A 12,098-nucleotide genomic window follows, 5' to 3' on the forward strand; every position below is an offset into this window, starting at 1 on the left:
TCAGGCGGGCCAGTCTTCCAGCAGGGCACGCACGCCCTGCGCGTGATCCGCGAAGTACGTCCACGGCTCGCGCGTGAGCGTCTCCACGTCCACCCACGCCGCGCCCGGCCGCGCGTCCGGCCGGAACGGCAGGTCGTGCAGGGTCGCGTGCGTCACCCAGTCCACGCCCGGCACGCGCTGCGGGTTGTCCAGCGTCCGCGCCCGCACGGCGCTGCCCGCCAGCACGTCCGCCGTGAGGGCCGGGTCGTCCGTCACGGCCCCTGCCGCCCGCCCGGCCGTGTCCGCCTCCGGGATGGCGTGCAGGCCCAGGCCCGGCCGTTCGTCCCGGACGGCGAGCAGCACCTCGGGGCCGTGCCGCAGCACCACGCCCCGCGTCCGGCGCGGCCCGGCCCCCGCCAGGACGTGCAGGGCGCGGCGGTCCGCCAGCAGCTCCGTGAACTCGGGCGTGCCCGCGAACTCCCGCAGGCCCGCCAGCACCTGCGGCGGCACGTCCCGCGCCACGTCGTCCCAGCGGCCGCCATACATCGCCTCGCGCACGTCCGTCGCGTTCAGCCGCGACACGAACCGCGGCGGCGTGAACGTCCACTCCGGGAACAGCCGCAGGTAGAAGCTGCTCGCGTCCTTCTCGAAGCCCGCGAGTGTCGCGTGCGCCGTCCCCACCGCCGCCCGCACCCGCTCCACCCACGCCGCCAGGAAGTAGTACGCGTCCGGCACGGCCTCCACCCGCACCCGCCCGCGCGGCACGCCCGCCCCCTCAAGCATCCCCCGGATCAGCGCCTCCCGCTGCGCGTCGCTGAGCGGGTTGCGGACGGTCCGGGCGCTCCTCGCGCTGCCCAGCACCACCACGAGGTCACGGCCGCCCTCCAGCGCCTCCAGCATGAGCTGCAGGTGCGCCCGGTGGGGCGGCTCGAACCGGCCGATCAGCACCGCCACGCGCGGCAGGGAAGAGGAAGTCATGACGCCGAGTCTAGCGCCCAGCCTTGACAGGTCCCGGAGGCACGGCTATCATCCGTGACGCACCTGAGATTTCAGGGCAGTGGTTCGGGGCGTAGCGCAGCTTGGTAGCGCACGTCGTTCGGGACGACGGGGTCGGAGGTTCAAATCCTCTCGCCCCGACCACGCTGGGGCGGCTCTCATGGAGGGCCGCCCTTTTTCTGTCGCCTGCCGCGCCCGCCGGGCGACTGCTATCCTGCCTTCCGGAGCCTCCATGCGCGTATTCGCCATCGCCGACCTGCACCTCTCCTTCACGGCCCCCAAGCCGATGACCGTCTTCGGTCCGAACTGGGCAGGGCATCCGGACGCGATCTTCGAGCACTGGCAGGACACCGTCCACCCGGACGACCTCGTGCTGCTGCCCGGCGACCTCAGCTGGGCCATGCGCCTCCCCGAGGCGCTGCAGGACCTGTCGCGCGTGGCCGCCATGCCGGGACGCAAGGTGCTGCTGCGCGGCAACCACGACTACTGGTGGCCCGCCATCGGCAAACTCCGCGCGGCCCTGCCTGCCGGGATGCTCGCCGTGCAGAACGACGCGCTGCGCGTCGGGAACGTCGTCGTGTCCGGCACGCGCGGCTGGGTCACGCCCGGCCCGGACAGCTTCACGGACGAGGACCGCCGCATCTACGAACGCGAACAGGAACGCCTGCGCCTGTCGCTGGAGCACGCCCGGCGCCTCGGGGCGGGCACGCCCGGCGTGCACCACGTGCTGATGCTGCATTACCCGCCGACCGGCCCGCACTTCACGCCGACCGCGTTCACGGACCTGATCGCCCGCCACCGCCCGGACCGCGTGGTGTACGGTCACCTGCACGGCGTGCCCGTCTCGCGCAGCCTGCAGCACTGGGGCGACATTCCCACCGACCTCGTCGCCGCCGACGGCCTCGGCTTCCGCCCGAAACTCATCCTCGACCTGAGCGGCGAAGCCACCCCCGACTGAACGCCCCGCCACAGAGAAAGGCACGAGAACGGCCCGCCGTTCCTCCGGGCGGGCCGACCTGCAGGTTCACCTTCCTGCCCGCGGTTCAGGGCTCGATGGCGTCCACGGCCCTCGGGTAACTCCCGATGATCTTCGCGAAGCTCGCCTTGCGCAGCACGCCCGCCAGCGCCAGCGCCACCTTCGGATCGCGCGCGTCCCCCTCGATGTCGATGTAGATCAGGTAACTCCACGCGCGGTCCTTGCGCGGCCGAGACTCGATCTTCGACAGGTTCAGGCCCCGCAGTTCCGCCAGCGTCTCCAGCAGGAAGCCCGGCGTGTGCCGCACCGCGAACACCACGCTCGTCTTGTGCGGCTCGTCGCTCGGGACGGGCTCCTGCCGCGACAGCACCATGAAACGCGTGAAGTTGAACGGCTCGTCCTCGATGCCGCGCGACAGCACCTCCAGCCCGTACAGGTCCGCCGCGCGCGTCGACGCGATCACGCCCTCGTCCAGACTGCCGCGCGCCGCGAGGTCCTTCGCGCTGCCCGCCGTGTCGTGCGCCGTCACGGGCGTCAGGGCATGCTCCCGGATGAAGCCCGTGCACTGATCCAGCGCCGGCTGCTGCGAGTACACCCGCTTCACGTCCTGCAGCCGCACGCCCGGCATCGCCATCATCGCGTGACTCACCCGCACCGTCACCTCACGCACCACGTGCAGCTCCGTCTCCAGCAGCAGGTCCACCGCCTGCAGGATCGCGCCCATCAGGCTGTTCTCCACCGGAATCACGCCCAGGTCGCACTCGCCGCGCGTCACGGCGTCCAGCACCTCGTGAAAGGTCGGGTACCCGCGCGTCACGGCAGCAGGGTGCGCGTTCAGCGCGGCAATCTCGCCGTAAGCACCGGGATTGCCCTGATACGCGACGGTCACGGGGGCGGGGGAGGCATCGGTCATGCGAGTACGGTAGCGCATGCACTCCCGCGCGGGGCGCGCTGATACCCTGCCTGAATGGACATCCTGAGCCTGAACGTGACGGCCCTCCTTCCGCTCCTGCAGACCGGCGAACTCACGGCCGGGACGCTCACCGCCACGTACCTCGCCCGGATCGCGGCCCTCAACCCCCACCTGCATGCCGTGCTGGAAGTCAATCCGGACGCGCTGGACCAGGCCCGCGCCCTCGACGCCCTCCCTGCGCACGCGCGCGGCCCGCTGCACGGCCTGCCGGTCCTCGTCAAGGACAACATCGACACGGCCGCGCCCCTCCACACCACCGCCGGGAGCGCCCTCCTCGCGCGGCACCAGCCGAAGAGCGACGCGCCGCTCGTGCAGCGCCTCCGCGCGGCGGGCGCCGTCGTGATCGGGAAGGCCAACCTGACCGAATGGGCGAACTTCATGACGCTCGGCATGCCGAACGGCTACAGCAGCCAAGGCGGCCAGACCGTCAACCCCTGGCGGGACGGGCACGACACCGGCGGCAGCTCCAGCGGCAGCGGCGCGGGCGTCGCCGCCCGCCTCGCCCCCATCGCCATCGGCACCGAGACGAGCGGCAGCATCCTCTCGCCCAGCCACCAGCACGGCCTGATCGGCCTGAAACCCACCGTGGGCCTCATCCCCCGCACCGGCATCATCCCTATCGCGCACAGTCAGGACACCGCCGGACCCATGGGCCGCACCGCGCACGACGTCGCCCTCCTCGCAGGCGTCCTGCAGGGCGCCGACGGTCACGACCCCGCCTGCACGGACGCCCCCACCCTCGACTTCACGCTCACGCCCGCCGCGCTGCAGGGCGCCCGCATCGGCGTGATCCGCGAAGGGTACTGGAAGCACCTCAGCGACCCCGAACGCGCCGCCCTCGAAACGGCCGTGCAGACCCTGCAGGCGGCAGGCGCGCACGTCACCGACCCCGCCCCGCTCGCCACGGCCGCCGAACTCGACGGCTGGCACCTCGAGGTGCTCGTGTACGAGTTCCGGCACGACCTCGACGCCTACCTGCACGCCGTGCAGGACGGCCCCCGCTCCCTTGCGGACGTGATCGAGCAGGGCGACACCGACCCGGAACGCCTGCAACGCTATGGGCAGACGCTCCTGCAGGCCGCGCAGGGCACGCGCGGCGACCTCAGCGAACGCGCCTACACCCTCGCCCGCGAACGCGACCTGCACCTCAGCCGCGACCGGGGCCTCGACCCGCTCTTCGACCCGGCCGGACCCCCCTTCGACGCCGTCCTCTTCCCGCGCCTCAGCGGCGCCAGCATCGGCGCGAAAGCCGGGTACCCCAGCGTCAACGTTCCCGTTGGCCTCGTGGACGGCGTCCCGCTCGGCCTGCAGCTCTGCGGCCCCGCCTGGAGCGACGCGCGCCTCCTGTCGCTCGCCGCCGACCTGCACGACCGCCTCGGCGGCTGGCACCCCGCCCCGGACCCCGCCAGCCCCACCGGCAGCGGCGAGTGATTCCGCACCCCCACCTTGACCCGCCCCGCACGCAGCGACTACACTCTGAAGGCTCTGGCGCAGGCACGGGCAGGTGGGGCGGTTAGCTCAGCGGTAGAGCTTTCGCTTTACACGCGACGGGTCGGGGGTTCGAATCCCTCACCGCCCACCACACGAATAGCAGGCGGCCCACCGATTTCGTCCGGTGCGCCGCCTTCCTCATGCACGGCGGCCTCGTGTTCAGCTTAACCTGGTCTCAGTCTCAGGCATTCAGGGGCGCGGTGCGGCGGGCGTGGCGGGCGGTGAGGAGCAGCAGCAGCCACGCGCCCGCCGTGAGGACGGCGCAGAGGACGAAGACGGCGCGGTACCCGTACGCCTGCGCGACGCTGCCCGACACGAGGCCGGAGATGACGGAGCCGACGCTGGTGGTGTTGACGAACAGGGTGGTGGCGGCGCCGATGCGTCCGGGCAGGAGGTCCTGGAAGTACGCCATGCCGAGGCTGGCGGCGATGGCGATCACGACGGCCCGCACGATCTGCGCGAGGAGCATGGGCGTGAGGGTGTTCGAGAGGGCCATCGTCAGGAAGTACACGGTGAACAGTCCGAACGCGAACACGATCAGGGTCTGGTGCGTGGCGCGGCGCTGCAGGAACACGAAGCTGAGCATGACGGGAATCTCCAGCAGGGCGCACAGGCCGACGAGCAGGCCCACGTCGCTGCGCGGCAGGTGCAGGTCGAGCGTGACGTACAGCGGGAGGGCGATGAAGCCCATGGACATGCTCGTGCCATACAGGATGAAGCTGCTCACGACGGCCCAGACGGGCGGGCGGCCGGTGGGGGCGGGTGCGGGTGCGGCCTGGACCGGCGGGGGGGCCGTGCGGGTGCTCGTGCCCGCGCCGGAGCGCAGGACGACGATGCCCGCCGCGGCGTAGAGGGCGGCCGTCATCAGGAACAGGCCGTGGAAGCCGAGCGTGCCCTGCACGGCCGCGCCGACGCCCGGCCCGACCACCCACGCGAGCGAGAACACGGACCGCAGGGTGGTGAGGCCCTGCTCGGCGAGGGCGGGCGGTACGTCCCCGAAGCGGGTGCGCGTGAACGCGAACAGCTGCGGGAAGGAGGCCGCGCCGGTCCCGAGGAACACGGCGGCGATGACGCACAGCAGGGCGTAGCTGGTGGTGGTGGTGAGGAGCACGTAACCGGCCGTGGCGGCGGCGGCGGTGAGCAGCACGACGGGTTTGCGGCTGGGGAGCCGGTCCGAGACGCGCCCGAGCTGCAGGCTGACCACGATGCTGCTCAGCGCGAGGAGCGTCATGAACGCGCCGAGCGCGAAGGGGGACATGTGCGCCACCTGCGCGCCGAACAGCGGCAGGTACGGCGCGGTGAGGGAACTGGCGAGCCCGATGAGCAGCACGGCGCAGGCCATGCTGCCCGCGTGCGGCAGGGCGCGCAGGCGCGCGAGGGCGGAGGTGGGGGCGGCGGTGCCGGGCGTCAAGGGTTACTTCTTGCCTTCCAGCCGGATCAGGTTGACGTTCTCGAGCACGCCGAGCGGTCCGGTGATCCAGTTCCTGACGTAGCTGCGCGCGGCGGCGGGGGCGACGCCGTGCACGATGGGCAGGCGGACGTTCGCGGCGTACGTGAGGTCGTGCAGCTGCGCGTAGATGGGGGCCTTGGCGGCCTGCGTGACGGCGGCGCGGCCTTTCGTGAGGAGCGCCTGGATGGCGGGCGGGTTGTAGCCGCTGTCGTCGCTGCCGCCGTCGCCGTAGAACGCCGAGTAGAAGTTGTCCGGGTCGCCGTAGTCGCCGCTCCAGCCGTACAGGTACATGTCGAAGCCGGGCGTCCTGTTGCGGTCCTTGAGGTACACGGCCCAGTCCTCGGTGCGCAGCGTGACGCGGATCCCGACGGCGGACAGGTCAGCTGCGATGCCTTCCGCGACGGGTTTCGGGGTGGGGAAGTACGAACGCGAGATGGGCGGGTACCACAGGTCGAGCTTCAGGCCGCTGCCGTACCCGGCGGCGGCGAGCAGCTGACGGGCGCGGGCCGGGTCGTACGGGGCTTCGGCGGGCACCTTGCGGGAGTTCGCCCACCCCAGGGCGGGCGGCAGCAGGGACGCGTCGGACGTGCCCAGCTCGCCGTAGAAGGCCTGCACGAGCGCCTTCCTGTTCACGGCGAGGCTGATGGCCTGCCGGACGCGGGCGTCCGAGAGGGCCTTCTGGCGGGTGTTGAGGTTCAGGAGGCCCACGTTGAAGCCGGGCGGCAGCACGAGGCGCAGGTTCTTGTTCCCGCGGATGCTGGCGGCGTCGTCCGGGTTGAGGCTGCTGGCGAAGTCGATGGTTCCGGCCCGCAGTTCGTTGAGGCGCGCGGCGGGGTCCTTGATGAATCGAATCACGAAGGTCTGCACGCTGCTCCTGGTGCCCCAGAAGGCGGGGTTGGCCTTGAGGGTCACGCGGTCCCCGGTCTTCCAGCCGACGTACCGATACGGTCCCGTCCCGACGGGCAGGCTGGCGGGCGTGCCGTACGCGGCGCCGCCCTTCCTGACGGCGGCGGGGCTCGCGATGCCGAAGTAGTCGGTGCCGAGCACGTCCGGGAACGCCGTGAAGGCCTTCTGCAGCGTAAAGCGCACGGTGAGGGCGTCCACGCGCGTGACGCTTTTCAGGACGCTGCCGGGGTCGCCCCTGTACCCGCCGAGCAGGTCGCTCCAGATCTCGAAGGTCTTGCCCTGCGCGCGGTGTCCGTCCGGGAATTTCGGGTCCCACCAGCGGTTCACGTTGAAGATGACCGCGTCGGCGTTCAGGGGCGTCCCGTCATGGAATTTCACGCCGGGACGCAGCTTGAAGGTCCAGACGGTGCCCTGCGCGTTCGCGGTCCAGCTGACGGCCAGGCCGGGCGCGGGCGTGCTCGTGCCGGGCTTGAAGTTCACGAGCCGGTCGTAGATCTGCGTCTGCACCTGCAGGCTGGGGCTGTCGGAGGCGTTGCCGGGGTCGAGGTTCACGGGCTCGCCGGGCGCGCCGTACACGAGGGTGCCGCTGGCCGCGAGCGAGTGCGGGGCCAGCGCGAGGAGGGCAGAGGTGAGGAGCAGGCGGTTCAGCATCCCCGTATGGTAGGCGGGCCGCGCGGCGCGGCTGACCGTGCAGGGCACGATCCCCCTTCAGGGAGTCTTCATGCCTGCGCGCGCAGCAGCGCCTCGACGGTGACGGCCACGCCGTCCTCGTCGTTGCCGAGCGTCACCTCGTCCGCCGCGTCCAGCGCTTCCCGTTCGGCGTTCGCCATGGCCACGCCCCGCCCGGCCCAGGCGAGCATCTGGGCGTCATTCGGCGCGTCCCCGAAGGCCAGCACCTCCGTGCGCGCCACGCCGAGCCGCTCGCACAGCCGCGCCACGCCCCACGCCTTGTGCACGCCCGCCGCGAGCACCTCCACGAACGGCGCGCCGCTGTGCGTGACCGTGAACCCGTCCAGGCCCAGCGCGTGAATCTCGCCCAGCAGGTCCGGCGGGGCGAGCCGGGGGCTGCGCGCGATGAACTTCAGGCTCGGCTCAGCCAGCACGGCGTCCAGCGGGTGCGCGCCCATCTCGTGCGGGTGCCGGTGGTGGTCCGTGAACGCCGCGAGCGCCGCGTACCCGTACTGCGCCACGAACACCTCCCCGCCCTGCCGGACGCTCGCGAACCTCACCTCCGGTCGCCGCTCCAGCAGCGCGCGCGCCAGCCGCGACTGGGCCGCCACGTTCACGTGCGCCTCGAACAGCGTCTCGCCGGTCGTGAGGTGCAGGCCGTGCGCGCCGTTCCCGCACAGCGCCCACTCCGCGAAGCCCGCCGCGTCCGCGATCCCCTCGCGCAGGCTGCGCGGCTGCCTCGCCGTGACCGGCACCACGTGCAGGCCCGCCCGGCGCGCGGCGTCCAGCGCGGCCCGCGTGCGCGCGCTGACGGTACGGTCGCTCCGCAGCAGCGTCCCGTCGAGGTCCGTCGCGATCAGGCGGATCATGCGCCCCCCAGCAGCGCCTCGATGGTGACGGCCACGCCGTCCTCGTCGTGCGCGGCCGTCACCGCCGACGCGGCCGCCCGCAGTTCCGGCACGGCGTTCCCCACCGCGACCCGCGCGCCCGCGAATGCGAACATCGGCAGGTCGTTGTGCGCGTCCCCGAACGCCATCACCCTGCTCCCCGGCACGCCCAGCTGCGCGCACAGGCGCGACAGCGCGTACCCCTTGTCCACCCCGGCGGCCGCCACCTCGCTGAACGTCGCGCCGGACGACGACGCCTGCACCTCCTCGCCGCACAGCGCGTTGATGCGCCGGTTCAGGTCGTGCGTGCCCTCGCCCGCACTCCGCACGATCAGCTTCAGCAGCGGCCGCTCCTGCACGGCCGACAGGATGTCCGTCACGCTGTCCTCCGCGTCCCGCAGGGCCCGCTCGCGGATCACCTCGTCCCCGTACTCCAGCGCGAACGTCACGCCCGGCACGCCCGCCCGCAGCGTCCCGATCACGCGGCGCAGCACGTCCGGAGGGATGCCCGCCGCGTCTTCCGCCCGCCCGTCCGGCAGGCGGTGTGTGGCCGCCCCGTTCGAGCAGATCACGTGCCCGTCCAGCCGCAGGTCACGCGCCAGCGGCAGCACCATCCGCACCGGGCGGCCCGTCACGAGCACCACCACCACGCCCGCCGCCTGCGCCGCACGCAGCGCCGCCGCGTTCCGGGCGCTCACCTCGCCGCGCGCGTCCAGCAGCGTCCCGTCGAGGTCCGTCGCGATCAGGAGGGGCAGGGCACTCACCGCGCCTCCAGCATCACGACCGCCGATGCGTGTTCGCGCGTGTGCGTGAGCGACAGGTGCGCCGTCCAGCCGTTCGCGGCCATCTCGGCCGCGATGCCCGCCGAGAAGCCCAGCAGCGGCGCCGCGTACGGGAACGGCCCGTCCGGCGTGCGCGGCCGCTCCACCCACACGTCCCGCCACCCGTGCGGGCGCGGCCAGACCTTCTGGAAGGCCTCCTTCGCCGCGAACCGCGCCGCGTAGCTCGGGATGGGGTCCGCGAGCCGCGCGCAGTACTCCAGTTCCGCCGGAGCGAACAGGCGGTAGAACCGCTCACCCTCCCGCTCCAGCAGGCCCCGGATGCGCGCCGTCTCGATCAGGTCATGGCCGACAGCAACGATCATGCCCCCGAGTGTAGAGCGCCGCCGCCCCTCACGGGAGAACGGAACGGCCCGCCGCGCCCAGCTCCGGCGCGGCCTGCGTGCCGCCCAGAATCCCGAAATTCACGACGCGGCCCGACCCGTCCAGCCCGAACGCCACCGTCCACTCCACGCGCGGGCCACGCTCGAACGTCGCCGTCCGCAGGTAATACGTGACGCCGTCCTGCTCCTGCACGTCCTCCGACAGCAGCCGCGTCTCCCGGCCGTACGTCTTCACGCCCGACGCCCGGTACGCCCGGAACGCCGTGATGTCCCCGCCGAAGTTCGCGCGGGCCATCGGCAGGAACGCCGCCCACACCGGGTCGAGCTGCTGCGCGTAGAACCACGTCACCAGCTGCCGTCCACGCTTCAGTGCCGCGTCCCGGTCGAGCTTCACGCCCGGCTGCGCGGACGGTGAGGCCGGTGCGGACCGCGCGGGCGGCAGCGCGGGCACGCCCGCCGCCGCGAGCGCCGCACCGCCCGGCAGACCCGCCCACACCAGCCCCACGCCCAGCAGTCCCGTACCCAGCCACCTCAGGCAACCCGTTCCACGCATGACCCACCTCCATCCCGAGAGCGGCCGCACCCACCCAGTCCGGGCACGGGAACACTTCCCGCCGCCCGCCGCAGCGGCCTGTACACAGGTGTATCCATGTTCGCGCGAACTGGATGTGCAGGGTGTGGGGAGGCACCCAGAGCAGGGCAGACAGGGAAACACGGGGAGGGCCATGTCCAGGCCCTCCCCGCGTTTCCCTGCGGAAACCGGACGGTCCCGCCCGGTCATACGGTTTGGAGGCGGTGAAAGAGATGTCGGTGCTTTTCCCGGCATCCCTGGAATCGGATCAAAACCGTACTTTTTGGTGTTTGCTTCGCTCAGCTGAACTCCAGAAGTACAGCTCAAAACCGGATCAGCCGTTCGCGGCCCGGTACTCCTCACTCGCCAGCTGAATGCACGCCGCGACCACCTCCATCGCCTCGCGCACCTCCTCGACCGGCGGACGCGTCGGCGCGAGCCGGATGTTCCGGTCGTGCGGGTCCAGCCCACCAGGGTACGTCGCGCCCGCAGGCGTCAGGCTCACGCCCGCCTCGCCCGCGAGCTGCACCACGCGCCGCGCGACCGGCAGCGTCGTATCCAGGCTGATGAAGTACCCGCCCTTCGGCGTGCCCCACGTCGCCAGCTCCCCACCCCGCCCGAGCGCCGCGCTCAGCACCTCGTCCACCGCCGCGAACTTCGGCGCGATGATCTCCGCGTGCCGCGCCATCAGCCCCTCCACGCCGCCCGGGTAGCCCTCCAGGAAGCGCACGTGCCGCCACTGCTCCACCTTGTTCGGCCCGATGCTCTGCGCGTTCAGCCACGCCCCCACCGCCTTCACGTTCGCGGCACTCGACGCCACGAACCCCAGGCCCGCACCCGCGAACGTGATCTTGGACGTGCTCGCGAACACGAACGCCCGGTCCGGATGTCCCGCCTCCGCGCACAACGCCACGAAATTCACGGCCTCGTCCCGGTCCTGCGCGTACAGGTGATGCACGCGGTACGCGTCGTCCGCGAAGATCGTGAAGTCCGGCGCGGCCGCCTTCAGCGCCGCCAGACGACGCGCCTTCTGCACGCTGACGGTCTCGCCGCCCGGGTTGCTGTACGTCGGCACGAACAGCACGCCCTTCACGCGGTCACTGCCCGCCGCGAGCCGCTCCACGGCGTCCACGTCCGGCCCGTCCGCCTGCATCTCCACCGTCAGCAGCTCGAACCCCAGCGTCTGCAGCAGCAGGAAGTGACGGTCGTAGCCGGGCGTCGTCACGATCAGCTGCGGCCGCTGCGCCGCCCACGGCGACGTGCTGCCCGGCAGGCCCTTCAGCAGCGCCCACGTCAGCACGTGGCCCTGCACCTCCAGGCTCGCGTTGTTCCACACCAGCATCTGATCGGCCGTCACGTCCATCATCCGCCCGAACAGCTCCCGCGCTTCCGGCAGGCCCGCCACGCCGCCCGCCGAGTAATTGCGGATGTCCTGCCCGCCCGCCGTGAGCGTATCGTGCGGCCCGACCGCGTTCAGCAGGTCGTTGCTGAGATCGAAGTCCGCGTCGGACGGCTGACCGCGTTGCATGTTGAGCTTGAGTCCACGGGCCTTGAACGCCTCGTACCGGTCGCGTGCGCCTGTCATGCCGTCAGCGTAGCAGGGGCCACGCGACCCGCACCACAGATTGGATAGGGAAGACGCGCCCCGGCACCCCGTACCTCCCGCCCGCACCGGTCAAGAAAAATGCGCCCTTCCGGGCGCTCTTGATAAGAAAGATAGCGCGGTATGCACCGCACGTCAACTTATGCGTCCCTGTGGTCGTGGACTCCTGGGCACGACAGTGGTTCAATGAACCATGAACGAGCTTACGTGTCCGCATTGCGGCGCCGTCCGCATCGTCAAAAACGGCCATGCCCACACCGGCAAGCAGCGTTACCTGTGCCGTATCTGCAAGTACCAGTTCACGCTCGACCATACCCGACCCCCGATTTCGCCTGAAACCGTCGCTCTGGTCGACCGAATGTTATCCGAACGGATCTCCCATCGGGGGATCTGCCGGGTGGTCGGCGTCAGCCGCTCCTGGTTCCGCAGACACCT

General features: G+C 71.8%; 12 protein-coding genes and 2 tRNA genes. 5 read left to right on the forward strand and 9 right to left on the reverse strand.

Annotation, left to right across the window (positions count from 1 at the left end; genetic code table 11):
- On the reverse strand, positions 1-957 hold the full coding sequence (locus IEY33_RS09880; RefSeq protein ID WP_188962911.1) for an ADP-ribose pyrophosphatase: 957 nt from the start codon (positions 955-957) through the stop codon (positions 1-3).
- 85 nt (positions 958-1,042) lie between these two features.
- Between IEY33_RS09880 and IEY33_RS09885 the strand changes: the two genes are divergently transcribed.
- Positions 1,043-1,119: transfer RNA gene (locus IEY33_RS09885), tRNA-Pro, on the forward strand.
- Between the two features lie 88 nt (positions 1,120-1,207).
- Positions 1,208-1,933, forward strand: a complete 726-nt coding sequence (locus IEY33_RS09890) for a metallophosphoesterase (RefSeq protein ID WP_188962914.1) — start codon at positions 1,208-1,210, stop codon at positions 1,931-1,933.
- 85 nt (positions 1,934-2,018) lie between these two features.
- Here the strand turns inward: IEY33_RS09890 and IEY33_RS09895 are convergent, their stop codons facing one another.
- Positions 2,019-2,864 (reverse strand): prephenate dehydratase, encoded by an 846-nt coding sequence (locus IEY33_RS09895; protein ID WP_188962917.1) that lies wholly within the window; start codon positions 2,862-2,864, stop codon positions 2,019-2,021.
- Between the two features lie 54 nt (positions 2,865-2,918).
- On the opposite strand from IEY33_RS09895, the gene IEY33_RS09900 reads away from it, so the two are divergent.
- A complete protein-coding gene (locus IEY33_RS09900) occupies positions 2,919-4,355 on the forward strand; it encodes an amidase family protein (RefSeq protein ID WP_188962920.1) in 1,437 nt (478 codons plus the stop codon).
- A gap of 76 nt (positions 4,356-4,431) precedes the next feature.
- Positions 4,432-4,506: transfer RNA gene (locus IEY33_RS09905), tRNA-Val, on the forward strand.
- A gap of 90 nt (positions 4,507-4,596) precedes the next feature.
- On the opposite strand, the gene IEY33_RS09910 is transcribed toward IEY33_RS09905, so the two are convergent.
- The 7 genes from IEY33_RS09910 to IEY33_RS09940 form a co-directional block, all read right to left on the reverse strand.
- A complete protein-coding gene (locus IEY33_RS09910) occupies positions 4,597-5,826 on the reverse strand; it encodes a sugar efflux transporter (RefSeq protein WP_229670912.1) in 1,230 nt (409 codons plus the stop codon).
- A gap of 3 nt (positions 5,827-5,829) precedes the next feature.
- Entirely contained in the window at positions 5,830-7,422 is a 1,593-nt protein-coding gene (locus tag IEY33_RS09915) for an ABC transporter substrate-binding protein (protein WP_229670913.1), read from the reverse strand.
- A 68-nt stretch (positions 7,423-7,490) separates the two neighbouring features.
- Positions 7,491-8,309, reverse strand: coding sequence for an HAD family hydrolase (locus tag IEY33_RS09920; protein ID WP_188962922.1), 819 nt, complete (start codon positions 8,307-8,309; stop codon positions 7,491-7,493).
- Positions 8,306-9,091 carry a Cof-type HAD-IIB family hydrolase gene (locus IEY33_RS09925; RefSeq protein ID WP_188962924.1) on the reverse strand — a complete coding sequence of 262 codons (786 nt, stop codon included), beginning with the start codon at positions 9,089-9,091 and terminating at the stop codon, positions 8,306-8,308. The genes IEY33_RS09920 and IEY33_RS09925 overlap by 4 nt, the downstream gene beginning before the upstream one ends.
- On the reverse strand, positions 9,088-9,471 hold the full coding sequence (locus IEY33_RS09930) for a 4'-phosphopantetheinyl transferase superfamily protein (protein WP_188962925.1): 384 nt from the start codon (positions 9,469-9,471) through the stop codon (positions 9,088-9,090). The genes IEY33_RS09925 and IEY33_RS09930 overlap by 4 nt, the downstream gene beginning before the upstream one ends.
- A 28-nt stretch (positions 9,472-9,499) precedes the next feature.
- A complete protein-coding gene (locus IEY33_RS09935) occupies positions 9,500-10,042 on the reverse strand; it encodes a hypothetical protein (RefSeq protein ID WP_188962926.1) in 543 nt (180 codons plus the stop codon).
- Positions 10,043-10,394: 352 nt separating this feature from the next.
- Positions 10,395-11,645, reverse strand: coding sequence for an aspartate aminotransferase type Ic (locus tag IEY33_RS09940; protein WP_188962927.1), 1,251 nt, complete (start codon positions 11,643-11,645; stop codon positions 10,395-10,397).
- Between the two features lie 211 nt (positions 11,646-11,856).
- Between IEY33_RS09940 and IEY33_RS09945 the strand changes: the two genes are divergently transcribed.
- Positions 11,857-12,098: IS1/IS1595 family N-terminal zinc-binding domain-containing protein (locus IEY33_RS09945; RefSeq protein ID WP_188962928.1), on the forward strand; the 242-nt coding region annotated here is incomplete at its 3' end.

The organism is Deinococcus aquiradiocola, from assembly GCF_014646915.1.
Taxonomy (GTDB): domain Bacteria; phylum Deinococcota; class Deinococci; order Deinococcales; family Deinococcaceae; genus Deinococcus; species Deinococcus aquiradiocola.